Origin of the sequence: Bacillus sp. NPDC077411 (assembly GCF_044543425.1) — a bacterium.
GTDB classification, from domain to species: Bacteria; Bacillota; Bacilli; order Bacillales; family Bacillaceae_G; genus Bacillus_A; species Bacillus_A bruguierae.
In genome coordinates, this window is sequence record NZ_JBITWA010000022.1 from 1 (window position 1) to 24,687 (window position 24,687).

The 24,687-nt window shown below is 36.7% G+C and carries 20 protein-coding genes and 1 pseudogene; 6 read left to right on the forward strand and 15 right to left on the reverse strand.

What is annotated here, in order from left to right:
- Window positions 1-178 precede the first annotated feature (178 nt).
- From ACIGHG_RS21015 to ACIGHG_RS21060, 10 genes are all read right to left on the reverse strand, one after another.
- A complete protein-coding gene (locus ACIGHG_RS21015; protein ID WP_396550388.1) occupies window positions 179-949 on the reverse strand; it encodes a 4'-phosphopantetheinyl transferase family protein in 771 nt (256 codons plus the stop codon).
- A 138-nt stretch (window positions 950-1,087) separates the two neighbouring features.
- Complete coding sequence (locus ACIGHG_RS21020) at window positions 1,088-1,309, reverse strand: MbtH family protein (RefSeq protein WP_336474200.1); 222 nt, start codon at window positions 1,307-1,309, stop codon at window positions 1,088-1,090.
- On the reverse strand, window positions 1,306-8,463 hold the full coding sequence (locus ACIGHG_RS21025; protein ID WP_396550390.1) for an amino acid adenylation domain-containing protein: 7,158 nt from the start codon (window positions 8,461-8,463) through the stop codon (window positions 1,306-1,308). Before ACIGHG_RS21025 ends, ACIGHG_RS21020 begins: the two co-directional genes overlap by 4 nt.
- A gap of 6 nt (window positions 8,464-8,469) precedes the next feature.
- On the reverse strand, window positions 8,470-9,402 hold the full coding sequence (locus ACIGHG_RS21030) for an isochorismatase family protein (protein ID WP_336474202.1): 933 nt from the start codon (window positions 9,400-9,402) through the stop codon (window positions 8,470-8,472).
- Between the two features lie 45 nt (window positions 9,403-9,447).
- On the reverse strand, window positions 9,448-11,067 hold the full coding sequence (locus ACIGHG_RS21035; protein ID WP_396550423.1) for a (2,3-dihydroxybenzoyl)adenylate synthase: 1,620 nt from the start codon (window positions 11,065-11,067) through the stop codon (window positions 9,448-9,450).
- A gap of 3 nt (window positions 11,068-11,070) precedes the next feature.
- Window positions 11,071-12,291: an isochorismate synthase DhbC gene (gene dhbC, locus ACIGHG_RS21040; RefSeq protein ID WP_336474245.1), complete on the reverse strand. Its 1,221-nt coding sequence runs from the start codon at window positions 12,289-12,291 to the stop codon at window positions 11,071-11,073.
- A gap of 24 nt (window positions 12,292-12,315) precedes the next feature.
- On the reverse strand, window positions 12,316-13,092 hold the full coding sequence (locus ACIGHG_RS21045; protein WP_336474203.1) for a 2,3-dihydro-2,3-dihydroxybenzoate dehydrogenase: 777 nt from the start codon (window positions 13,090-13,092) through the stop codon (window positions 12,316-12,318).
- Window positions 13,093-13,469: 377 nt separating this feature from the next.
- On the reverse strand, window positions 13,470-13,649 hold the full coding sequence (locus ACIGHG_RS21050) for a DUF3970 family protein (RefSeq protein WP_090914844.1): 180 nt from the start codon (window positions 13,647-13,649) through the stop codon (window positions 13,470-13,472).
- A 90-nt stretch (window positions 13,650-13,739) separates the two neighbouring features.
- Window positions 13,740-14,822 (reverse strand): DUF418 domain-containing protein, encoded by a 1,083-nt coding sequence (locus ACIGHG_RS21055; RefSeq protein ID WP_336474204.1) that lies wholly within the window; start codon window positions 14,820-14,822, stop codon window positions 13,740-13,742.
- 14 nt (window positions 14,823-14,836) lie between these two features.
- The gene (locus ACIGHG_RS21060) at window positions 14,837-15,400 is read right to left on the reverse strand and encodes a TetR/AcrR family transcriptional regulator (protein ID WP_336474205.1); all 564 of its coding nucleotides are present in this window, start codon (window positions 15,398-15,400) and stop codon (window positions 14,837-14,839) included.
- Between the two features lie 117 nt (window positions 15,401-15,517).
- Here ACIGHG_RS21060 and ACIGHG_RS21065 point away from each other — a divergent pair.
- The 4 genes and pseudogenes from ACIGHG_RS21065 to ACIGHG_RS21080 all read left to right on the forward strand — a co-directional run.
- Window positions 15,518-15,664 (forward strand): annotated as a pseudogene (locus tag ACIGHG_RS21065) (MFS transporter); the annotation flags it as partial.
- Window positions 15,665-15,702: 38 nt separating this feature from the next.
- Window positions 15,703-15,945: a hypothetical protein gene (locus tag ACIGHG_RS21070; RefSeq protein WP_336474206.1), complete on the forward strand. Its 243-nt coding sequence runs from the start codon at window positions 15,703-15,705 to the stop codon at window positions 15,943-15,945.
- Window positions 15,938-16,309 carry a DUF2085 domain-containing protein gene (locus tag ACIGHG_RS21075; protein WP_336474207.1) on the forward strand — a complete coding sequence of 124 codons (372 nt, stop codon included), beginning with the start codon at window positions 15,938-15,940 and terminating at the stop codon, window positions 16,307-16,309. The genes ACIGHG_RS21070 and ACIGHG_RS21075 overlap by 8 nt, the downstream gene beginning before the upstream one ends.
- Before the next feature lie 257 nt (window positions 16,310-16,566).
- Window positions 16,567-17,769, forward strand: a complete 1,203-nt coding sequence (locus tag ACIGHG_RS21080) for an MFS transporter (protein WP_396550393.1) — start codon at window positions 16,567-16,569, stop codon at window positions 17,767-17,769.
- Window positions 17,770-17,801: 32 nt separating this feature from the next.
- On the opposite strand, the gene pduL is transcribed toward ACIGHG_RS21080, so the two are convergent.
- Window positions 17,802-18,371 carry a phosphate propanoyltransferase gene (pduL, locus tag ACIGHG_RS21085; protein WP_336474209.1) on the reverse strand — a complete coding sequence of 190 codons (570 nt, stop codon included), beginning with the start codon at window positions 18,369-18,371 and terminating at the stop codon, window positions 17,802-17,804.
- 277 nt (window positions 18,372-18,648) lie between these two features.
- Here pduL and ACIGHG_RS21090 point away from each other — a divergent pair, with 277 nt between their 5' ends.
- Entirely contained in the window at window positions 18,649-19,842 is a 1,194-nt protein-coding gene (locus ACIGHG_RS21090) for an LL-diaminopimelate aminotransferase (RefSeq protein WP_396550395.1), read from the forward strand.
- A gap of 171 nt (window positions 19,843-20,013) precedes the next feature.
- Window positions 20,014-20,424, forward strand: coding sequence for a 3-hydroxyacyl-ACP dehydratase FabZ family protein (locus ACIGHG_RS21095; protein ID WP_396550397.1), 411 nt, complete (start codon window positions 20,014-20,016; stop codon window positions 20,422-20,424).
- An 85-nt stretch (window positions 20,425-20,509) separates the two neighbouring features.
- Here the strand turns inward: ACIGHG_RS21095 and ACIGHG_RS21100 are convergent, their stop codons facing one another.
- The 4 genes from ACIGHG_RS21100 to ACIGHG_RS21115 form a co-directional block, all read right to left on the reverse strand.
- The gene (locus ACIGHG_RS21100; protein ID WP_336474212.1) at window positions 20,510-21,712 is read right to left on the reverse strand and encodes a Ger(x)C family spore germination protein; all 1,203 of its coding nucleotides are present in this window, start codon (window positions 21,710-21,712) and stop codon (window positions 20,510-20,512) included.
- Complete coding sequence (locus tag ACIGHG_RS21105) at window positions 21,693-22,799, reverse strand: spore germination protein (protein WP_336474213.1); 1,107 nt, start codon at window positions 22,797-22,799, stop codon at window positions 21,693-21,695. The genes ACIGHG_RS21100 and ACIGHG_RS21105 overlap by 20 nt, the downstream gene beginning before the upstream one ends.
- A gap of 27 nt (window positions 22,800-22,826) precedes the next feature.
- The gene (locus ACIGHG_RS21110) at window positions 22,827-24,347 is read right to left on the reverse strand and encodes a spore germination protein (RefSeq protein WP_336474214.1); all 1,521 of its coding nucleotides are present in this window, start codon (window positions 24,345-24,347) and stop codon (window positions 22,827-22,829) included.
- A 193-nt stretch (window positions 24,348-24,540) separates the two neighbouring features.
- Entirely contained in the window at window positions 24,541-24,666 is a 126-nt protein-coding gene (locus ACIGHG_RS21115) for a hypothetical protein (RefSeq protein ID WP_277928448.1), read from the reverse strand.
- Between the last annotated feature and the right edge of the window lie 21 nt (window positions 24,667-24,687).

Here is a 24,687-nt window from a genome sequence, read left to right on the forward strand (position 1 = left end):
TGAGGGGGATGGAGCTTCTGACGTAGAGGTTTTTTTACCTCGTAGGAAGAAGCGAAGCCACCGAACATTCTAGCCACTGGAGCTGGACAATGCTTTCACTGAATTTTGAAATGGGAGTATTACTGCTCACGAATAGCGGGATAAATAATGAAATAATAGTTACCCGAACCAACTTATTCTAGTAGGATACAGTCATGTTCGGCTTTTTATCTAAAAGTCGCTTTGCATGAAACTGTCTAATTTCTTTTACCTCTTTACTTAGTATAGAAAGAGCTGCGACATAATTGGCTTCTGGATACAAATCTATCATAGAAGTAATTTCCACAAGTTCTGGTTTGTTCTTAAATAAAAGTAACTGAGGAGAAGAGGCTGGACTAGACACACTAAGATTAGAAGGCTGAATACTAAGCCCCTCTCCTGTTGCTTTTAAAAGTGACTCTTTCCTTGTCCAATATGTTAAAAAACCTTTTACTTGCTCTTCTGTTGTTAATTTTTTAATCTGAGCAAATTCTTGATCCGTTAGTACTCCTTCAGACATTGTCATCACGTCAATCTTTGGTCTCAATTGTTCCACATCAATCCCCACAGGTGTTGACGCAGTAAATGCAACTCCTACTATTTCGCCTGAATGCGATACAGAAAAATGCGGCATTCCATTAGGTAATTGTGGCCGTCCATGTGGTAGTTTGCAATTAGAACAGGTACGGTCTATTGGGACTTGATAAGGAAACATCTTAAGCTGCCCACCTAATACTAATCTACTAATCACACATCCAATAATAAACCTTACTTGATCGTGGGAATGATGAAATACATTTGCTCTTTCTCGTTCTGTTTCATTTAGTAAGTCATAATGCCATGGTTGTATGTCTGTAATTCGCGCCCACCATATTTGACAACTATCTCTAGTAAGTAGTGGTACGGAATCAACAACCTCCCAATCTTTCATAAAAAATCACTCACTTTCACATTCTCTATATTTTATAAAGGAAACTTCCGTATTATTTTCTCGTACAACACTTGAGTGGAAATATTACCAGATTTTCCGTTTAGTCTAGGTAATATTTTTTTACAATGCAATTCATTGTTACTTCCCTGATGGAGTGCATGCAAGCGAGCGAAGATGATTTGGCTGCATATCATTCCAATGTAATTCAATATATGCTAGACAAGCTTGTCTACTATCTTGTTCGTGAACAACATCCCAACCAGATGGTACATCAAGAAAGGATGGCCAGACAGAATACTGGCCTTCCCCATTTACTAGCACTTTATACATGAAATTATCATTTTCAAATGGATTCGTCATACTTTACTTACCCCTCTCATTCCTTGTAATCTACTAGCTAATACTTGTCCAATTTCTGTAAGCGGTCCTGGCTGACATAAATCTTTATGCCGACAATCAATTTCATACAATTCAATCTCTCCATCTATATAACTATGCCATGTGTCTGGAGAAATTGGATTAAACCATTCTGGTATGATTGTTGATCTAAAGAATAAAAGGTTACCATAAAATGTTTTAGGAACGTACTTCCCTAAAAGACCGACAGAATTTACATATGTTTCTTTTAAATTCAAAATCGTCTCCTCTTCAAGAATAGCTAGCGTACTTCCATCCCTGCGAAGTATATCGATAGCGTTCGCCATATCAAGAGGTTTTCCATCCATGTTATCTGGGTCATATCCACCTAATGCCAGCAATGCAATGAGCGCTTCTGCCTCACTAGGTGCATCTGTATTCGGTAAGAAGTGACCTGGATAAGAATCAAGCATAACAAGCAGTTCAACTTCTTCTCCCTGATTTTGTAATTGGGTCGCCATCGCGTGAACAACATTCCCTCCGAGAGACCAACCTAATAATCGATACGGACCGTACGGCTGAACCTCACGAACATGTTCAATATAATCTGCAGCCATCTCTTCTAATGTTTTTGGTAGTTCTTCATTTTTTGCAATACCACGCGCTTGCACACCATAAATTGGATAATTCGTTCCTAAAGACTTCATTAACCCTGCATAACACCAGCTTAGTCCACCTGCTGGATGCACGCAGAACATAGGTAATTGTTCTCCACCTGTTCTTAATGGCAAAATTACATCTAGCGCACTTTGGCTTGTTCCCATCTTAAGTCTTTCGGTAAGCCCAGCAACTGTTGGTGCTGTAAACAAGGTCCCAATACTCAACTCTACTCCAAGTGCTGCCCTAATTCGGCTCATTAACTGAACAGCAAGTAATGAATGACCACCAATATCAAAGAAACCATCATCAATACCAATTCGCGGTAAATTCAGAATGTCTGTAAATAAATCACATAAAATTTCCTCTTGTGGTGTTCGTGGTCCTCTACTTATTGTAGATATAGTGAACTCTGGTGCCGGTAATGCTTTGCGATCTAACTTACCATTTGGAGTTAGAGGTAATTCACTGATCATAACAAAAGCGTATGGAATCATATAATCAGGTAAACTATATCCTACATACTGGCGCATTGCAGTTGTATCAAGAACATGATGTTCTGAAGAAACAATATAGGCCACTAAACGCTTATCACCAGGTTGATCTTCACGTACAATAACAGCCACTTGTTCAACATGAGGGTGCTGCATAATAACTGTTTCAATTTCACCTAGTTCAATTCGGAAACCCCTAATTTTAATTTGATGGTCTGCACGTCCTATATAATCTAATGTTCCATCTTGATGCCAACGTGCCAAATCTCCTGTACGGTACATGCGGGTACCCGGTTTTCCATATGGATCTGCTATAAATCGTTCGGCAGTTAATCCTGCACGTCCTAAATAACCACGGGCAAGCCCTGCTCCTGCAACATACATTTCTCCTACTACTCCTGGTGGTACCGGCTGTAAATAGTTATCTAATACATACACTTTAAGATCTGGTATACTACATCCAATTAAACTATTTGCTCGTAAAGATACAATATTTTGATTGAGTTCAATATAACTCACATGTACAGTTGTTTCTGTAATACCATACATATTGATAAGTTTAGGTGAATTTTCTGGATGACGACTATACCAATCTTCTAAACGACTAAGTTCCAGTGCCTCACCGCCAAAGATAATATAGCGTAAAGAAAGTTTTTGCCCCGCTTCAATATTTTCACGATCTGCTTGCATAAGTTGATAAAATGCTGATGGTGTCTGATTTAAAACTGTTACCTTTTCACAAACAAGTAGATTTAAAAATTCTTTAGGTGAACGGGTCACACTGTGTGGTACAACAACAAGACGTCCCCCATACAATAGTGGTCCCCAAATCTCCCAAACCGAGAAATCAAAAGCATAAGAATGGAACATTGTCCAAACATCTTCTGAATTAAATTGGAACCAATGATTTGTTGCTTCAAATAGTCTAAAGACATTTTGATGAGGAATCATTACACCTTTTGGTCTACCTGTCGAACCTGATGTGTAAATAACATAGGCGATATGTAAAGGTGATAGCGGTTGTATTCGTTCTATATCTCCTATATTCTCTTCACTATGCTTACTTAATTCTCCAATTATTTCCGAATCATCAACTACAATTTTGGGTGTCTTGCCACAATCAATTACTACTTGTGTATTTGTAATGACACAAGTAGGTTCTGCATCATTTAGCATAAACGCGATGCGATCGGATGGATAGTCAGGATCTAACGGTAAATATCCACCTCCAGCTTTCAGAACTGCTAATAAGCTGACAACCATTTCTAACGATCTTGGCATTGCTAAAGCAACCATTTTTTCTGGTCCAACACCTTTCGCAATCAATAGGCGTGCGAGCTGATTTGCTTTCTTATTTAGCTCTGCATAACTTATTGTAGTATTTTCAAATACTACTGCAGTAGCTTCTGGAGTACATTGAACCTGCTTTTCGAATAATTCTGGTAAAGTCATTTCAGATATAAGCTGAACATCACTATTCCATTTTTGTAGTACTGTTTGACGCTCTTCTTGTGTTAAGATCTCTAAATGTCCAATCGGTTGATCTGGATTTTCCACAGCATTTTCTAATAATCGCAATAGACGTGCAGCGAGTTTTTCTATTGTTTCGCGTTTAAATAAATCTGTACTGTATTCAACTAAGCCGTGTAAGCCATTTGGTGTACCTTCAGCAGTGTTACGTTCACTTAATTCAATAGTAAGATCAAATTTTGATGACCCAACACTTTCAATCTCAATGCTTGCTTCTAAATTTGGCACATCTAGTGTAGCTTCTGGTGTATTTTGAAAAGCTAACATAATTTGAAATAGTGGATGACTATTTCTCGAACGGATGGGATTCAATACTTCAACAAGTCTTTCAAATGGGACATCTTGATGTTCATATGCTGCAAGATTGACCTTACGCACACGACTTAAAAGTTCACTAAAGTTAGGATCTCCAGATGTATCTGTACGTAAAACGAGTGTATTTACGAACAATCCAACAATATCTCCGAGAGCATCATCATTACGTCCGGCAATTGGACTTCCTATCGGAATATCAGTTCCGGCGCCTAACCGTGTAAGTAATGCTACAAGGCCAGATTGTAAGACCATAAATAAGCTAACACTATTTTTACGAGCAAGCTCTAATAATCGTTCATGTAACTCAGAATTCACATGGAAATGTATCGTTTCTCCGCGGTAACTCGTTTCCTCTGGGCGCTGAAAATCTGTAGGTAATTCCAGTTGCTCTGGCAAATCTTTCAACTCTTCTTTCCAAAAATCAATTTGTTGTGAAATGAGCCCACCTTGTGTACTCTCACTTCCTAACAACTCTTGCTGCCAAAGAGCGTAATCCGCATACTGCACCGGAAGTGACTTCCACTGAACTGATTCACCTTGACAACGTGCCCGATAAGCAGCAGCAAGATCTCTTAATAACGGATTTAAAGACCAGCCATCGCCAACAATATGATGTAATAATACAAGTAGTACATGCTCATTTGGCTTTATTTCAAAAAGTTGGATTCGAATAGCGGACTCTTCTGCCAGTTTAAAGCTATATCGTACCGTTTCAGCAAGTAACTCAGGTAATTCTGATTCAGTTGTATGTGTGATTATTAGATTCGGTATAGCATCAGTAGTCTCCAAAATCTGCTGGTGTGATGTACCAAACGCATCTGGAAAAATTGTTCGCAGCGTCTCATGCCGATTGATAACATCATAGAATGCACCTTGCAAAGCCTCATGATTTAATTCTCCGGACATCCGAATCACTACCGGAATATTGTAAGTTGGGCTTGGACCTTCTAAGCAGTTTAAGAACCATAAACGACGCTGCGCAAAAGAAAGTGGTACTTCCTTGGAACGTTCCATTTTTTGAACGGCTGGTCTTGCACTTTGAGCACTATCTAGCTGTTTAGCGAGTTTAGCAACAGTTGGCGATTCAAATAGTTTTCCAATTCTTAATTCCACACCTAATGTTTCACGAATACGGCTCATTAAACGAGCAGCTAATAAAGAATGACCACCTACTTCAAAGAAGTTATTATCTATTCCAACCCTCGCTAGGTTTAGTACTTCTGCAAACAAATCGCATAGAATTTCTTCTTTTGGATTTCTAGCTACGCGTTCACTAACAAATAAATTAAAATTAGGTGCCGGCAGTGCTTGACGATTAATTTTTCCGTTCAGTGTTAACGGCAATTCAGATAAAATCATAATCGCAGATGGTATCATATAACTTGGCAAGCTTTCTGCTGCATATGTCCGAAACCCTGCAGAGTCAAAGCTTCCTTCAGCATGAGGTACAATATAAGCAACTAAGCGCTTCTCACCAGGTTGATCTTCACGAACAATTACAACGACTTGTTCCACATGAGGATGCTTTTGTAATACAGCTTCCACTTCAGCTAACTCAATGCGGAATCCATGAATCTTAATTTGATGATCTGCACGACTAACATAATCTAGCGAACCATCTATGTGCCATTTGACAAGGTCACCTGTACGGTACATGCGTGTACCAGGTGATCCATATGGGTTAGCAACAAAGCGTTCAGCTGTTAATTCAGGTCTTCCTAAATATCCATTTGCCAGTCCAGTACCAGCAATATACAATTCACCAATTACTCCAGGTGGAACAGGTTGTAGACCTGCACCTAGTACAAATACTTGCGTATTCCAAATCGGTCTTCCAATAGAAGGTGTACTGTTCTCCTCTTCATCCATATTCATTAAAGTTGACCAAATGGTTGTTTCAGTTGGTCCATAAAGGTTGGTAACATGACAATTTAATTCTTTTAACTTACATGCTAGATTAGAAGGAAGCGCTTCACCACCAACAAGAACTTTAAGCCCTCTTAACCTTTCTGGATAATCCGTTACAAGCGCATGCCAAAGTGTCGGTGTAGCCTGCATAATTGTGATATTTTCTTTTTGAATAATCTCTGTTAATACAGTCGAATCTTGGACTGCTTCTTTCTGAGCAATTCGAACACTCGATCCACTAATAAGTGGTAAATAGATTTCTAAAGCGGAAATATCAAACGCAAAAGTTGTAACTGCTAACAAACAATCATTTGCACGTAGTGAGAATTCATCTTGCATTGCCAATAAAAAGTTGCTTAAGCTTTGCATTGGCACAACTACACCTTTTGGCTTACCTGTTGACCCCGAAGTATAAATTGTATATGCAGGATTTAAAAGTGATACGCTATCAAATGAATCTAGATTTCTTTTCGGATATCCCCTTAACTCCTCTTTTGTATCCTTGTTATCAAGTACAACTATTGTTGTGTGACTCTCATTCGGTAAATTAGCCAAAACAGAAGAATGTGTTAGGGTACAAGCAGGCTGAGCATCGCTTAGTATATACGTAATTCTATCCTCTGGATATTCTGGGTCGATTGGTAAATACGCTGCACCTGTCTTAAGAACTGCTAGCATCCCGATAACCATCTCTACAGATCTTGGAAATGCTAACGCTACGAATTGTTTAGATTGAACGCCCTGTTCTAGCAAGAAATGAGCAAGTTGATTTGCCTGTTCATTTAATTCTTTATAGGTAAGCTCCATCCCATTACATACTACAGCAGTAGAATCAGGAGATTTACTTACTTGTTTTTCAATGAGAGCAGGTACACTTACGAATGAATCTTCCTTCGTATTTTGATTCCATTCGACCAAAACTTGCTTACGTTCTTCATGAAGTAAGAGTTCTAGTTTTCCAATCGGTGAATTTACTTGAAGATTCGAGATGTTTTCCAGAAGATTCACAAATCTTTTTTTATGAGTTAGTAGCTCTTCCACGTTATACACCTCAGGATTTGCATCAAAATGAATCTTCAAACCATTTCCACCAAACTCATTTGACACATTTATTGAAAGATCATCAACTGGTCCTGCTGAAAGGTTATGTTTCATTCCACGATTTCCTGCAAAGTTTAGACCATACTCAAATGGCATTATATTAATCATTGGACCAAATAATCTTTGATTTTCTCCTAATAATTTCAGATCTCGCCGTAATTCCTCATGACGATACTTATGATGAAGGCGTATATTACGGATCTCATGAGAAACATTTTGAACAACCTCAGCAAAACTCAAATCGGAGCTTATAGATAAGCGGAACGGGACTACATTCATAACCATACCAGGAACATTAATAGATGCAGATCCTAATCGTCCCATTATCGGTAAACCTAGAATTACATCCTTTGCACTTGTTAGTTTGTAAATATAGATGGCAGTTGCGGCTATAACAAGCTCTGGCCAACTTGCACTGCACTTATGTGCAACCTTTTGCAAAGATTCTGTACTTAAACGAGACAAATGAGCTGTTTGACGCAGAAATGATTTTGATGTTCTAGAAGCACGTTCTGCCAGGCTTACTACTTCTGGTTGATCTTGGAAGCGTTCTAACCAAAAATTACGATCTTTCTCAAATTGTTCTGATGCACGATATGTTGCGTCCTCCTCTAACATAGTATGTAAGAGTCCAAATGAACGCTCATCATACGATTGATTACCCATTAATGCCGTATACACTTTTGCTACTCGCTCTGCAAGTAACGAAAAACCGTAGCCATCCATCACAATGTGGTGGATGCGCTGATACCAAAAGAAACGATTAGAAGCAACTTTAAAGAGCGCCTCTGTATACAGCTTGTCCTTTTTCAAGTTAATCGGCTTAGATAAATCTAATTTCATCCAAGCTTCAGCGGCTTTTGTCGGATTCTCCTCTGCACTAACATCGATAATATGCATATAAAATTCAGGAGAATTATCAATAACTTGCCATGGTCCGTTTTCATCTTCTTCAAAATAGACATGTAAAGATTCGGTTTCCGTTACAACTTTACGCACTGCTAACTCAAATATTTTTGCATCTACTACACCATGTATTTCTATATATTCGCCAGTATTATAAATTGGATTTTCTGGATCAAGTTGCTGCGCAAACCACATACCTATTTGCGCACCTGACAATGAATAGCGAACCTCTTGATAATTAGACATTCGTATTTACTCCTTTATCATGTTATCCGTATTTGACAGCACCTTTTCTGTTTGGGAGGACAACAAATTAAACCATTCAGAAATTGTTGGACGTTCAGCTAAATCTGCGAATGTAACTTCTACCCCCACCTGGCGCCACTTCTCTACTAAATTCATAATTCTAACTGAATCCATTCCTCTATTTAATAAATCTTCATCCTCTCCAATAGCAGATGGTGATTCACGAAGCAATTCCGCTACTTGCTCACGTACTCGTTGTAATGTGAACCTTGAATCTCCCTCTATTGAAGAAGCGTCATTCAAATTCTGTAAATCTTTTAATAATAAATTTGTTGTTAAAGTTACTGCACAACGATCAGATGCGTACTGCACAGCTTGTTTATGATGTTCTTGTGAAAAATCAGCAACTGCATCAGCAATGAAAAATGGCTGAATCCCATCCATAAATGCCTCACACGCCGTTAAAAGACATCCAATATGCGCATAAACCCCACAAATAATAAGCTGATCACGTTCTTGTTTGTGTAAAATTTCTAGAAGATTTGTTTTCTTGAAAGCACTATATCTCCATTTTGTAAGGAAAATATCATCCTCATCCGGAGCAAGTTCATCTACAATCTTTTTCTTATGAGGCCCATCAGGAATGCCAGCTCCCCAAAAATCTTGCAATAATCCTCTTTGTTCTATTGTTTGTCCACCTGGCTGCGCTGTATAAATAACAGGAATGCTAAGTCCTTTACATGCTTTTCTGATTGATTGAATATTTGAAATAAGTTCTACTCTCGGTGATTCTGCTGCATGATATGCATCCAAAAAATACTCTTGCATATCATGAATGAGAAGAACTGCACGTTTAGGATCTGGCTTCCACATTACTTTATTATTTGGTAAATCTGCCTCTACTGGCATTGTGTATACTGAGATAGCCGGAATAGCCATCTAATCACTTCCTTCCGAGTATTATTAAAATTTTTTATAGACAATCTATGACTGCACTGTAGAATTAAGTTTTTCAGCAATAACTTTACGCAATTCTTTCTTGCTCACTTTCCCTACACCCGTTTGTGGGAATGATTTAATAAACTCGATGCGATCTGGAATCTTATATGCTGCAATCCCACGATTTCTTAAGAACCTTTTCAAATCACTTACAGTTGGTGCTTGTCCGCGTGCTATTACAAAGGCACAAGTACGTTCACCTAAATAATCATCTGGCATGGATACAATTGCTACATCATGTACAGCTGAATGAACTAGAAGATGATTTTCAACTTCTTCAGCTGCAACTTTCTCGCCGCCGCGATTAATTTGATCCTTATCGCGACCTTTCACTATTAGATAACCTTGCTCATTCACTTTGACAAGATCGCCAGTGCGATAAAATCCATCAGAAGTAAATGATTTAGCGTTATGTTCTTCAGCTTTATAATAACCACGGATTGTATAGGGTCCACGAGTTAACAAACCCCCTACTTGTCCCGGCCCCACATCATGATCCTTCTCATCAACGACACGAATTTCATCAAACTCGGACATCGGTCTTCCTTGCGTATGAATAATGATTTCTTCTGAATCATCCAATCTCGTATAATTCACTAATCCCTCAGCCATACCAAAAACTTGTTGTAATGTACAATTAAATGTCGGGCGTATACGCTTAGCAACTTCAGCACTAAATTTCGCACCACCCACCTGCAAAACTTGAAGGCTCGATAAATCATTATTTCGAGACGCTACTGCATCAAGCCATACCATCGCAAGTGGTGGTACAAGTGCTGTTATTGTAACGCGTTCCTTTTCGATAAGAGAAAAGGCTTCATCAGGACTTCCTCCAGAAGCAAGCACTATCCTTCCTCCGGCATATAATGTTCCAAGAACTCCTGGTGAGCTAAGTGGATAGTTATGCGCAACAGGAAGTACAGCTAGATACACACTGTCTTTATCCAACTTACAAATTTCAGCACTTGTTCGTAAGCTATAAATATAGTCATCATGCGTTCGTGGAATTAATTTAGATAACCCCGTTGTTCCGCCAGATAATTGTAGAAACGCTACATCATTAGATTGTATTTGGGGCTGATTGACAGGATTCATATAGAGGTCATGTATTCCTATAAATTCCTCTTCCTCTCCTACAACTATGACATGTTGTAACGTTGGTACTTTCTCTTTTACTTTTCTAGCAAGCTTGCGATAATCAAATCCAAGCTGTTTATCAGAGATAATATAAGCCGTTGCTTCAGCAAATTCACAGAAATAACTTATCTCACTACTTCGATGTGATGGCAATGCAAAGACTGGAAGTGCACCGATCCTAAAAAGCGCAAAACATACTTCAAAAAATTCCACAACATTAGGTAATTGAAGAACAACTCGATCTTCTTGCTTTATTCCTAAACTTCGAAGACCTGCAGCTAAACGATCTACTTTGTTATCAAGTACAGCATAACTTACATACGTGTCTCCACTTGTAAGTGCAATTCGATCACCATGCTTTTCTGCACGTTCTCGTAGCATTTCTCCAAACGTCTCTCCGCGCCAGCAACCTTTCTCTCTATATCGTTCTGCAAATTCCTTCGGCCACTCGCAGCATCCTGTTAACATCATTTATCCCTCCAGTAATTCATTATTTAATCCCATGGCACGTAGCATCGTACGAAACTTAGCGGATGTTTCGGCTAATTCTTCCACAGGTTTTGACTCTGCAACAATCCCCGCTCCTGCGAATAAACGAAGTGAATTTTCTTCAATTTCTGCACATCGAATGGTAACAATCCATTCCCCATCACCATTTAAATCACTCCAGCCGAGCATCCCAGTGAAAAATCTTCGGTCAAACGGTTCAATTTCTTTAATAGCTTCCCGAGCTTTTTCAGTTGGAGTCCCGCAAACAGCCGGTGTAGGATGCAGCGCAAGCGCAAGTTCTAATGAAGAAACGGATGTATCAAATAATTCTCCTTTTACTTCTGTAGATAAATGCCACATCGTTTCACTATTTATTAATGACGGTTTTTCCGGAACATGTAATATACGACAGTACGGACGTAATGCAGCAGCTACCGCTTCAACAACAACAGCGTGTTCATGTAAATCTTTAGCTGAAGAAAGTAGTTCCTCTGCTCGTCTCTTATCTTCTGCAGGGTCTTCACTTCGAGGCCTAGATCCTGCAAGTGGATTAGAAACGACCTGCATTCCATTACGTGAAACAAGCAGTTCTGGACTAGCTCCTATAAGTGTGCGACTGCGTTGTGGTGCAGTATCACTATTCTTTTCCTCTTCACTCTTCGGTAAATCTACCGCAAACGTATACCCGTGTTTATTGTGCTTTGCTAAATCACGAAGTATCTTTTGAATATTAACCTTTTCTGGAGAATTCAAATCTAGTGATCTAGATAGGACAATTTTCTTTAAGTCACCTGCTTTTATTTTTTCTACTCCTTGTTCTACACCACGCATATATTCTGAAGGTGATGGAACAGGTTTCATTTCATATGTAAGTGTAGAAAACAACTGGACTTGATCTTGAGCATCGAATTGTAAACAATCAGCAATTCTGCTCTCCTGTGGTACAACAAGCTGTACAGGTCGTTGTCTGTCAAAAGGTAACGCACCTACAACAATGGGATTATGATGGCCCGCTTGCTTTGCGTTATTTAGTACAGCATGAACAAGCTCTGAAAAACTTTCTACTTGATTATGCTTCACTGTAGCAAACACTCCTTCCGCTAGTATGGTTCGATAAGGTGAAGCAAAAAAGAAAGAAGACCCAGCTTTATAGTCATCTAACAGCTTTGTCGCTAATTCCCTTAAAGCAGTTGTATGATTCATCATTTTACAGCCTCCTATATTTATTTAGACTCCTAAAGTAGCACCGCCATCAATACATAAATTATGCATTGTAATATGGCTTGCTTTATCTGAAACTAAAAACAGAACTACTTCAGCAATTTCTGAAGGAGTTGCTATTTTGTTTAATGGAATTCCTAATCTGTATGTATCTTGCGAACCTGCAATCATTTTTTTAACTCCGTTTTCATCAGTCCAAAGTTGCCGCTGCATTTCAGTATCTGTTGAACCTGGAGAAACTAAGTTACACCGAACGTTATATTTAGCCATCTCTAAACCAAGACATTTTGTAAACATTGTTGCCGCTGCTTTAGACGCTGCATAGGCGGACATATGCATTCGTGGTACAGATGCAGCATTTGAGCCCACCGTTACAATCGAACCAGACTTGCGAGACATCATACGTCGGCTCACTGAACGAGATACATAAAAAACACCATTGGAATTAACTGAAAAGACCTCATTCCACTCTTCGTCGCTCAACGAATCAATAGGACTCATACGAAGTATGCCAGCAACATTAACTAAAATTTCAATTGGCCCCATTTCATTTTCAATTTGATTGACAACATCTTCAACACATACGCTGTCACGAACATCTGCGACAAATGCTTTAATAAAAATACCTTTAGCTGTTAGATCAAAAACAAGTTTATCGAGTGCAGTTATATTTTTATCTACAGCAACAACTTGTACACCATACTCACCAAGCATGCGTACTACTGCTTCCCCAATACCTTGGGCAGCACCTGTAACGAGTGCCACTTTTCCTGTAAGATTCATATAGCCACTTCCCTTCCTTAAAATGTATGTAATTGACAAACTAAAATACAAATTACTTTTTTGTAAAACAAGTAGATTTTATATAGTTTGTCAATTAAGAGATAAATTTTAGGGTTTCATTTATCTATCATCAATTTATTGATAATGATTATCACTATCAATATAACAATTAAAATGATAATACTTCTCAATTAAACAGTCAATATATTTTGTATTTTATTGGTTGAAAAACATAAAAATTAACATTCTGTATTCGTCGTATTTCCATATAAACCTCATTAACTACTCATTAAGGCTATAAATATAGTCCTTCTCTATCTTATACAAAATAAAATAACCAACCCTAAATAGGATCGGTTATTTTATTATCTGTTATTTTATTTGTTTTTTTGCTTATATGTGAGATATGCTAAAACACTCTTGCTATTTGTATACTTCGGATTATTTCCCTTTCGCGGTTCACGTGAATATGTTCTTTCATATCCAGGCACCTCAGGCATATCTTTTAAAAATTGCATAACTTCAGTTTCTGTTCCTTCAATACGTACACGAATCATTGTTATTGCTCCCTGCTAAATATATTCCACTCTATCAAGTATATCGATTACTATAAATCTCACAAGATAGAAAATATGTCATATTCTCAATCATTGATCACTATATTTTCTCATTAGTAATTCAATCGGGCCTCTTGTAAGACGGGATCGCCAAATATAGGACATAATAATTACAATTATAAAGAAGACAATAGACCACATAAGCGAAATATATAGAGTTTGACTTCCTAACAAATTTCCAGCTGCTAAAACAAATAAAAAGAGGACGTGACCAATATAATGTGTTAATGCCATTTGTCCTGTTAGAATAAGAGATTTTGTAATTACATTTTTAGTGAAAATTTCTGTGACATATATACATAAGATAATCACGATAATAGCCGTGCTTGAACTAGATAAAATATAAAATAGATTTGGAGGCATAGGCTTTGTGGAAAAAATATATATTGCAATGTCTCTGCCTATATAGGGGCTTATTGTTTTAATTAAAAAAAATGAAAGACCTTCTAATACAATACATGCAAAAGAGGAATACCATAATAATTTTTTTCTTATATCATTTCGCGTAAAATCTAACCTTCCTAGCCACATACCGAGTAATAAGAAGCAAAGCCAAGGAAAAATAGGATGAAATCCATTGAATAAGAGATTACGTAAAAAACCTGCTAGCGTCCAAAATGCAGGATATTCATGGAAAGATGCATCCCAGCCTTTCGTATAATCAAATATAAGTTGAAAAATTTGCGCTGTAGTTAAAATTCCGATGAAAGAATATAGAAGAGTACGATTTGATGCGACAATATAAAAAGAGGATAGAAACATATAAAATGCATAATAGTGTAATATATCAGCACTCCAGCCGACTATATATAAGAATATTCCCAGTATGAATAAAAAGATTGCCCTTCTCCAAGTTGTATGCTTGCTCTTTTTTATAAGAGTAGGGTCTTTCGTTATACGTGCTCGTTTGGTCATAAGAGAGATACCAATTCCAGCTAAAATAACAAATATTGCAGACGCTCTTCCTTCAAAAAGGCCTGTGAAATTAATAATCCACGCTGCCCCATTACCATCTGCTCCCATTGCTAGTTTATAATTCACAATGACCATTCCAAATATCGCAAGTGCCCTAGCGAAATCGAAACCTGTTATTCTTTTTGATTTTTCAACCATAGTATTACTCCCCTTTATAAAATACTCTTTACCGTTAGACTCCAAATTTCTTCAACATGGAGATTGAATGAACTTCCTACATATTTATCTAACCCCTCTACAACTAAAGTAAGCAATTGTGCCTTCGCTTCAATTTTTTCATTTTTTAGTACTCCTAGCTCAACTCCAAAGTGTAAAATTTCAATAAACCCTTCTAAATAATCCTGTAATATTTCCTGTAACCAGTCTCCATACTTTTCTTCGCGCATGCTCAACACAACGTATTCATTTAATATCTTGGAGTAATAAACGTCTTTTTTTTGAACTTGTATCATACGAATTCCGTCATGAATAAGCTGTGTTTCGAAATTTTCTTTACTATATTTACAAATTGAAAAAAATTTAGAGAAATTAATTTCTTTTACAATTACTTTAAACAATTCTTTAATTAATTCTTCTTTTGAAGAAAAGTAATAATAAATGGCAGGTTTAGTCACACCTACTTCTTTTGCAATCATAGATAAACTGGTTTTTTCAAATCCATTTTCGGCAAATAGTTTATATGCAGCTTCTAATATTTGTTCATATTTGATTGACATGGTTTTTAATCTCCTTTTTATTTACTTACCGGTAGGTAAATTGTAAAGGAAATTATTTCTATTTTCAATAGACGAAATACAATTTATTTTGAATGGAATAATGCGTTGATAAAGTTTCACTTTATGAAATCCGTTATTATGTTTAGTGGTTTATTAGCTGGAGTTCTTGTTGGTTCCATGGCTGGAAGATTCATTGATCAATATTCCAAGAAAAACGTACTTTTATATGCAGGGTTTGGCCGTTATATTCAAATATTTATGATATAATTTATATGATTCTGTTTTTTAGAGAGGGGATTCGTTTGTTTCATCTTTTTATTATTACAAGTTTATTTTTTTATATAAGCGCAGCTTTACTTGTTTCTCGAAATAATTTATTAGCAGGCATACTTGCACTTTTGGGTGTTGGAACAACCCTTTTTACACTATTTACATACAAAAGAAAAAAACATAAAAAGAAAGATAGTTGTTTTGATGTAGGCGATTTATTCGGTGGGTGCTGTGAGTGCAGCTTAGATTCTTGTGATGGAGATTGTAATGGTTAACAAGTATATAGAAAAAGTACTTTACATAGTTCCATGCCATCGAAAGCCGTCCCGTTGTTTTCATATGAACGGAACGCCTTTACCTATCTGCGCGAGATGTACAGGTATTTTAATCGGCTATCTTTTTATCCCATTTTTATTATTTATAACCTATACTGTGCCAATTTCAATCGGTATATTAGCGCAAATTCCAATGTTTGTTGATGGATATACACAATTGAAAAAGTGGCGCGAGAGTAATAATTTGTTACGTATTTTGACGGGACTGCTTAGTGGATTCGGCTTATCAGTGTTAGTTGTGTCTGGAGCTAGGTTATTTGTTACATATGTACAAATCGTCTTTATTGTTACTACCAAATACTGACCTTTTCATACATAGACAGTGGAAAACGCGATGAGCCAAACTCATCGCGCTTTTTCTTGTTATCTTTCGCATAAAAAAATTTAGTAGTATAACGCGTAAATATTTATTACTATTCCCTATAAATTTTCAAGTCAAAAAAATTGAAATTCCTCTTTTGAACCCGTAATATATACTCTGACTCAAAAAGTTCGAAGATAAAATAAAAAGGAGGACTTTTATACGATTTTCATTTTAACAAAAGATTGAGAGGTTATTCTATGTGGCATAATAAAAATGTATGGGTTGTTCTAACAGGTGAATTTATTGCTGGGGTCGGTTTATGGCTTGGAATTTTAGGTAATTTAGAATTCATGCAAAAGCATGTTCCCTCTGATTTTATGAAATCCGTTATTATGTTTATTGGTTTATTAGCTGGAGTTCTCGTTGGTCCCATGGCTGGAAGATTTATTGACCAATATTCCAAGAAAAACGTACTTTTATATGCAGGATTTGGCCGTGTAGTAAGTGTTATTTTTATGTTTTTCGCTATTCACTACGAAAGTATATCATTTATGATTTTATTTATGATCGCCATTCAAATTTCTGCTGCTTTTTATTTCCCTGCCTTGCAATCTGTTATCCCACTTATTGTTCAGGAGCATGAACTATTACAAATGAACGGAATTCACATGAATATCGGAACAATCGCTCGTATTGTTGGTACTTCGCTCGGCGGTGTTCTTCTCCTTGTAATGAGTTTGAAATATATGTATGCTTTTTCGATGGCTGCATACGCATTTTTATTCTTTTCTACTTTTTTATTGAACTTTGAAGATACAAAAACAAATATTACAAATGAAAAGAAACGTCAAAATACAAGTTTTATGGAAGTATTTCGCATTTTAAAAGAAATCCCAATTGCGTTTCGCGCTTTAATTTTAAGTATTATTCCACTATTATTTATTGGTGGTTTTAATTTAATGGTCATAAATATTAGTGAAATGCAGCATGATACAACAATTAAAGGGTTTATTTATACAATTGAAGGTTTAGCTTTTATGCTTGGTGCGTTTGTCATTAAACGTTTATCCGAACGTGTTTCATCATATAAGTTACTGTATATCTTTTCATTTTGTATTGCTTTCTCCCACTTATCTCTCTTTTTCAGCGATATAAAATGGATGACACTTGTCTCTTTTGGTATGTTTGGTTTTAGTGTTGGCTGCTTCTTTCCTGTTATGTCAACAATCTTCCAAACGAAAATTGACAAAAGTTACCATGGACGTATATTCTCATTCCGTAATATGTTTGATCGTGTAATGTTCCAAATTGTCTTACTTGGAACTGGTTTCTTCTTGGATACAATCGGATTGCAATATATGGTACTTATCTTTGGTGTTATTTCTTTATTTATTATTTTCATTTCAGTTTTACATCAAAAACAAGTAAGCAAAAATACTTCTCAAACACCAAATATGTAGGAGCCATCTCATTTTTGAGATGGCTTCCCTTATTATAAAATCAGTTCACCGAAATCTCCTGTTTTTATGTTTCCACTGTTTGCTTCATCAGTATCAATGTGCATGTCTAAAGCGTATGTATCCTTCACTCGGACTAACACTTGATTAAAAGTCAATCCTCTATCACCTTTAACTTTAACACTCACATATTGTCCATCACTCACTTGAAACTGAGCTGCATCTTGTGGTGTCATATGAATGTGCCGCTCAGCAACAATTACCCCTTTATTAATTTGAATTTCACCATTTGGACCAATTAAGGTAATACCAGGTGTTCCATCAATGTTTCCTGATGAGCGAAGCGGAGCATTTATACCAAGATTACGTGCATCTGTTTTCGAAATCTCTACTTGTGTAAATTTGCGAACAGGTCCAAGAATTCGTACTTTCACAATTTCTGCTTTATCTGTTTTGATTGTAAGTGTTTCTTCTGCTGCGAATTCTCCTGGCTGAGAAAGCCCTTTTGCTACCGTTAACTCATAACCATTTCCAAAAAGCTTTTCTAAGTCTTCCTTTGTCACATGAATATGACGATTTGATACACCAATAGGAATTTGTTTCATTATTTATTTCTCCTTTTGTCGATATACACTCTCTATTATTTCCTGCTTTTTAAAAATTAGTTATAAAAATAGCAGATAATCTAACAGTTTGAGTTTTATATATATGTATTGTTTTTATTATAAAAAATACGGTAAAGGAAATTTTATTATCATCGCTATTTTTATATTCCCGCCAAAAATGGTAAAATGAATTTATGTGTGTTTTCAGAAAAACAAAATAATACGAATACCAAGATAAATTTTAATAACAACAATAGTATTTTAGGGGGCGTTATTCATGAGTTACACGCTATCAACTCGAATGAAAGCATTTCAATCATCAATTTTTAGTGAACTAGCAGCATATAAAAAAAAGAAAATGGCAGAAGGTCATGAAATTATTGATTTAAGTATTGGAAATCCTGATATGCCACCAGCCGATATTGTAATAGAAACACTAGTAAGCGCAGCAAATGAAAGAAATAATTACGGATATACATTAACAGGTACACAAGAATTTCATGAGGCTGTAACAGAATATTATGAGATGAATCACCGTGTTACTTTAAATGCTGATAATGAAATCTTATTATTAATGGGATCACAAGACGGGCTTGTTCATTTACCAATGGTTTTTGCTGATTCGGATGATATTATTCTTGTTCCAGATCCTGGTTACACAGCATACGCAACAGGACTTGCAATGGCAGGGGCAACGCCGTATTTTATGCCATTACAAAAAGAAAATAATTTTCTCCCTGATTTACATACAATTCCAACAGAAGTTGCTCTAAAAGCAAAAATGATGATTTTAAACTTTCCTGGTAATCCAGTACCAGCAATGGCAACGGAATCATTTTTTACTGATGTGATTGCTTTTGCAAAGGAATATAATATTATTGTCGTTCATGACTTCGCTTATTCTGAATTTTATTATGATAATCAAAAACCTATTAGCTTTCTCTCGGTTCCTGGAGCAAAAGATGTCGGTGTGGAAATCAACTCTTTATCTAAAAGCTATAGCTTAGCTGGCAGTCGTATTGGCTATATAATCGGAAATAAAGAAATTGTCGGAGCGCTCAAGCAATTTAAATCAAATACAGACTATGGCGTCTTTCTTCCCATTCAAAAAGCAGCAACTGTTGCTCTAAAAGAGGGTGCTTCATATTGCGCAGCAAATCGGTCAATCTATCAAAAACGAAGAGATACATTTATTGATGGCCTGACAGAAATAGGTTGGTATGTCGAAAAACCAGCTGGGAGCATGTTTATATGGGCAGAAATTCCAAAAGGCTATACTTCTTTAGAATTTGCATATGCATTAATTGATCGTGCTAATGTCGTTGTTACACCAGGTCATGCGTTTGGTCCACATGGAGAAGGCTTTGTTCGCATTGCCCTTGTTCAAAATGAAGAAAAATTAAAACAAGTAGTTAACAACATTAAAAATAGTGGCATTTTTTCTAATGAGAGTGCTTTAATCAAAAATTGAATACAAATTAAAAAAACAACATAAAAACCCTCTTTCTTTTTAGGCGAGCAAGAGCATCTGGCCATGCATAGAAGCGGTCATGTTGTTCTACATAGCAGCGACTTAGATAGCAAAAAATTAAAATGGATTTATATAGTACTGCACAATAGTATATAATCAAGGAGGTAATGCATGAGTAAAATTAACATTCAAAGCATTCTGCCGCATAGGTACCCATTTTTAATGATCGATGGTATCGTTGAAATGGAATCCGGCAAGTGGGTAAAAGGGTATAAAAATATAAGTTGCAATGAATGGTTTATAACAGAATCACAAATGACGATGCCACACATGTTAATTGTTGAAGCAATTGCACAGCTCGGAGCATTTGTCAGCATAGGAAATACTGATGGGTTAGGATTTCTCTCATCACTGGAAGGAGTAAAAATTTCAGGAGCCGTTCAGCCTGGTGATCGATTAGACCTATATTATGAAGTTATTCGTAATAGACGTGGATTCGTTCTCGGAAAGGGTCATGCCTCTGTAAATGAGAAAACCATTGTCAGTGTAGATAAATTATTAGTGTATATGAAATCTGAATAACAATGAGGCCAAAGTCAGGTTTACAAAAATTAGAACAGTGATACTTTAACTCACTGTTCTTTTCTCTTTCTAAAAACGATCACTTTTAAGATCCTTTTGCTCCATAACCTTTGATGTTTATTTTTACACTATATTTGATTGGAACTTTACTAAATGTTTTATCCCAATCTTTTTTGACCTTTTCCCATTCTTTTGGATATTTAATTCTTAATCTGTTTCCAAAACCGGCAACATCGACCTGGTACTCTTTTTGAATTTTTTTTAATGTATGGCTCACTAACCGATTCACTTCTTTTTTAGCAGCTTTTTCAGCTCTTGTTAGAAATTTATTTTTAAAAGGAGTTTCCGAAGTAACCCAATTTTCAGATATCCGCCCCTCTGATTCGATATTTACATCAAAAGAAATTTTGTTTCCTTTAACGTGTGGAGTGATTGTACTTTTCATAGACGCCACCTCATACATAATCGGTTGTCCTGTCTCTTTATCAACACCTTTTACTAAACCACCTTTTCCCTTCCCTGTTATCCAGGTTAAGCCTTCCAATTCCTTTTCAGACAAAAAACCATGCAGTTTTTTTGTCTTTCCTTTTATGATAGCAGCTCCCGAAAATTTTACTTCCCCTTTTGCTGATACTACATTTTGTAAAAGAAAACTGGACTCTGATTGCATCTTACCTGGTAATTTAGCAAGAGGAACAGGAGGTAAAATCCTTGATGTTCTATATTGATTATCTGCAATTCCATACAGACGAAGCGCCGGAATTTCTCCGGTTTCCTTCATTTCTAACGTCTTACTAGCTCGCTCTTTGCTAATTAACATGAGGCAGCTTGGTCGAATCTCATTATCACGAAGAAACACATCTAGTAACTTTTTCAAACTATACGTACGAGCGAGATTTGCACTAATAACCATCACTTTCGTATGGTGGAAAATTACGGGGCGATCTCTTCTTAATGAAACTTCACGAATCATTTGATGAAGAGAATCTCCCGTTTCAGAAACATTCGTATAGGCTTTTTCTTGCGATGCCCCGCCCTTCCCCCCACTGGATGATTGCGGTTTAACAAATTGATAGGTAGTGGTTATAAGGTTTTTTTTTGAATATCCGCCGCCTTCTTCTTCTAGTGCTTTTTCAATAGTCGCCTCCTTGCCCTTATCAAATGCTAAACCTACTTCAAAACCAAGCTCTTCAATTTCATGACTACTCCAGCATCCTGTAAGAGAAAAAAGGAAAAGTACTGATGGTAAAATTAGGAGGAATCTTATATTATTGAGATTTCGTTTCATTCTTTCCCTTCCTCCATCTCACAATCATAAGGAAAAAAATTGGCAATACACCGAATAAAAACAAAGCAGCATTTCCAATCATATCTCCCAGTATGAATAAGTCGTTAGTATTCTTTGGGATTAAAGCAATGATGTAAACAACTGGTAATAACCCATACATAAATGAATGAATATTCTTTTTAAAAAGTTGAGCTAATCCAAAAGCAGCAGCATAGTAACAGATTGTATAAGTTGAAAAGATTTGCATAATCCATATTACAAGTAATAAAGATTCAAACCGTTCAAATATTAAACCAGGAATTTCAAAACTTCTCATGAGATCAAACGTTGGCCATGTTCTCGTTACTACTCCATCGATAGAAAACGCTCCAATTACCATCACAACTGTAATTACATAAAAAATCAAAGGAATAGCAATTCCAACTAATACAACTTTTACACCTTTGTCCGGCTTCTTCATAAACACTAAAAGGAGCAACATGATTTCAGCACCTGAATAAGCGAGAGTTGTTGTTTTGATTCCTTTTAGTACTGGCATAACACCCAATCCTAATACGGGACGGAGATTATCTATCTCAAATATCCCAATACTCATAAAGGCAGTCAGCAAAAAAAGAAAGACTGTAATTGGGAATATAATCCCAAACATACGAGCCATTGGATTTATGCCGCCTATCATCAAATAGAGACTTACCCACATAAATGTCATAATAATAGCCCAGCCAGGGGTTCCTTCCAGTAAAAAAAAACTTGTTACTTCCTCCAATATTCTTACTTCAAATGAGGAAAGGGTACAAAAATAAACGATAATAGATAGACTAAGTAACCCACCTATCCATTTTCCTACAATGTCTTGGCTGAATTGATAAAATGTTTTTCCAGGAAATTGCTGGCTTAATTTTACAATGATTACCCCCATAATCATCGCTATCAACCCGCCTAAAATAACAGTTATCCAAACATCTGGTGTTTTCACTTTCTCTGCAGCTGTTCTAGGTAAGGTGAGAATACCTGCTGCAAGTACATAATTGATAAGAATGACAGCTGCTTGTGAAGTCTCAATTCGATCTTTAGGGTTGGTAATCATCGCTGGTCACTTCCTTTTCAAAGTTAGCTATCCTTTTCGTATTGGATCTTTCGTATTTAGCATCTTTGGACGACGTTTCATCATCTGAAATGGAGCCCGAACTATAAAGTCTTTCCAATCACTTGATCGATAAGGAACAGCTGGACTAACATAGGGCACGCCAAAACTCTTCAGCTTTACCAAATGACCGCATAAGAAGAGAAAAAACAGAACGAGCCCGTACAATCCAAACAAGGCCGCGCAAAACATTCCTACAAAGCGAAGGATGCGAAGTGGAATCGCTGTGCTATAATGTGAGAGCGCAAATGATGAAATGGCCGTTGCGGCTACTACGATAACCATAATAGGACTAACAATTCCAGCTTCTACCGCAGCCTGCCCAATGATCAGTCCGCCAACGATCCCCATGGCCGAGCCAATTGGTTTTGGCAACCGCAGTCCGGCTTCCCGTAAAATTTCGATAGCTACTTCCATAAGCAGTGCTTCTATAATCGCGGGAAAAGGAACACCTATCCGTCCTCCTATGATAGAAATAGCTAACTTAGTCGGAATTAATCCAGGGTGAAACGAGATAAACGAAATATACAAAGCAGGTGTATAAAGAGCAATCATAGCTGCTCCAAAACGTAACAGACGGATAAGCGTGCCAGAAATCCAACGTTCATAATAATCTTCTGGTGATTGCATCATCATGCTAAATGTAACTGGGGCGATTAATGCAAAAGGTGTTCCGTCTAATAAAATTGCAACCCGCCCTTCCATCAATGCAGCAATGACGCGATCAGGACGCTCTGTACTCTGTACTTGTGCAAAAAGACTAAAGTAATTATCTTCAATGAGCTGCTCTACATATCCTGATTCCGGTACATTATCAATGTCAATTTTCTGAATTCTCCTCTTAACTTCTTCTACTAACTCCGAATCAGCAATCTCTTTCATATAAGCAACGACAAGGTCTTTTTTTGCCCGCTTCCCTACTTGGAATTTTACTAATGATAAGCCTGCATTTTCACCATGCCGTCGTAAAAGAGCGGTATTATCGCTTAAAATTTCTGTGAAACCTATCCGCGGACCTCTGACTGACACCTCTGAGATAGGCTCTTCTACGTTCCGGGTTCTCCCTTTCGTTGTACTAAGAATTAATACATCTGGTGAGCCATCAATCAACAGTGCCGTTGAACCTGTCAATACTTTTGACATCAAATCTTTTATATCATAAACTTCTTTTACTTCACTAATGGAAAGGACTTGCTCTTTAATAAACTCTTTTGAAACTGTACCTTTCATGTAAGACGAGTCATGTTTATATTCTTCATAAAAATTACTCATTAATGATTTCATAATGTGTGTGTCGATGAGCTCTTTATCTGACAATCCTTCCACAAAAATGATTGCCGCTTGAATACCAGTACGCCCAATGTTAAACTCCCGAAAGTGCACATCTGAGTGTTCACTAATTTCTTGCTTTACAAGTTCCAAGTCCAAAGTGAAATCGCCTATAAACTTTTCTTTTGGATCTGAAATAGAACTAACTTTCTGCTCTCTCATTCTTATCACTCTTTCTCTTAAAAAGCTTAGTGTGCATCCAAATTAAGTGGTAGCCTAATACCATATTAACTTCAGTGGCAATCAAAAGATTTTCATTAGTATTGCAGCAAATGGTTTCTAGACTGAGAGGATATTGATAAAGTTATTCTTCTGTGGTTGACCTCAAAATAAATACAGTTGATCATTTATTCTTTTATTTCCCTTCTAATTTATGAATCCAACTAAAAATTTTTGAAATCATATACGGGATGAACAATACAATAAAAGCTTGCCCAAAAACTTTCCACTCCGGAAGGTAGGAAACAATCGTTTTCCACATTTTAACCATCCTAAATCATCA

Excerpts from the sequence above, each read along its gene's own strand:
- ACIGHG_RS21045 (WP_336474203.1), bottom strand. The coding sequence starts at position 13,092 with ATGAATCTTACAGGAAAAGTGGCACTCGTTACAGGTGCTGCCCAAGGT.
- ACIGHG_RS21075 (WP_336474207.1), top strand. The coding sequence starts at position 15,938 with ATGGTTAACAAGTATATAGAAAAAGTACTTTACATAGTTCCATGCCAT.
- ACIGHG_RS21055 (WP_336474204.1), bottom strand. The coding sequence starts at position 14,822 with ATGGTTGAAAAATCAAAAAGAATAACAGGTTTCGATTTCGCTAGGGCA.
- ACIGHG_RS21020 (WP_336474200.1), bottom strand. The coding sequence starts at position 1,309 with ATGACGAATCCATTTGAAAATGATAATTTCATGTATAAAGTGCTAGTA.
- ACIGHG_RS21050 (WP_090914844.1), bottom strand. The coding sequence starts at position 13,649 with ATGATTCGTGTACGTATTGAAGGAACAGAAACTGAAGTTATGCAATTT.
- ACIGHG_RS21080 (WP_396550393.1), top strand. The coding sequence starts at position 16,567 with ATGTGGCATAATAAAAATGTATGGGTTGTTCTAACAGGTGAATTTATT.
- ACIGHG_RS21035 (WP_396550423.1), bottom strand. The coding sequence starts at position 11,067 with ATGTTAACAGGATGCTGCGAGTGGCCGAAGGAATTTGCAGAACGATAT.
- ACIGHG_RS21105 (WP_336474213.1), bottom strand. The coding sequence starts at position 22,799 with ATGATTACCAACCCTAAAGATCGAATTGAGACTTCACAAGCAGCTGTC.
- ACIGHG_RS21015 (WP_396550388.1), bottom strand. The coding sequence starts at position 949 with ATGAAAGATTGGGAGGTTGTTGATTCCGTACCACTACTTACTAGAGAT.
- ACIGHG_RS21100 (WP_336474212.1), bottom strand. The coding sequence starts at position 21,712 with ATGAAACGAAATCTCAATAATATAAGATTCCTCCTAATTTTACCATCA.
- ACIGHG_RS21095 (WP_396550397.1), top strand. The coding sequence starts at position 20,014 with ATGAGTAAAATTAACATTCAAAGCATTCTGCCGCATAGGTACCCATTT.
- ACIGHG_RS21090 (WP_396550395.1), top strand. The coding sequence starts at position 18,649 with ATGAGTTACACGCTATCAACTCGAATGAAAGCATTTCAATCATCAATT.
- ACIGHG_RS21060 (WP_336474205.1), bottom strand. The coding sequence starts at position 15,400 with ATGTCAATCAAATATGAACAAATATTAGAAGCTGCATATAAACTATTT.
- ACIGHG_RS21115 (WP_277928448.1), bottom strand. The coding sequence starts at position 24,666 with ATGTGGAAAACGATTGTTTCCTACCTTCCGGAGTGGAAAGTTTTTGGG.
- ACIGHG_RS21030 (WP_336474202.1), bottom strand. The coding sequence starts at position 9,402 with ATGGCTATTCCGGCTATCTCAGTATACACAATGCCAGTAGAGGCAGAT.
- pduL (WP_336474209.1), bottom strand. The coding sequence starts at position 18,371 with ATGAAACAAATTCCTATTGGTGTATCAAATCGTCATATTCATGTGACA.
- ACIGHG_RS21025 (WP_396550390.1), bottom strand. The coding sequence starts at position 8,463 with ATGTCTAATTATCAAGAGGTTCGCTATTCATTGTCAGGTGCGCAAATA.
- dhbC (WP_336474245.1), bottom strand. The coding sequence starts at position 12,291 with ATGAATCATACAACTGCTTTAAGGGAATTAGCGACAAAGCTGTTAGAT.
- ACIGHG_RS21110 (WP_336474214.1), bottom strand. The coding sequence starts at position 24,347 with ATGAGAGAGCAGAAAGTTAGTTCTATTTCAGATCCAAAAGAAAAGTTT.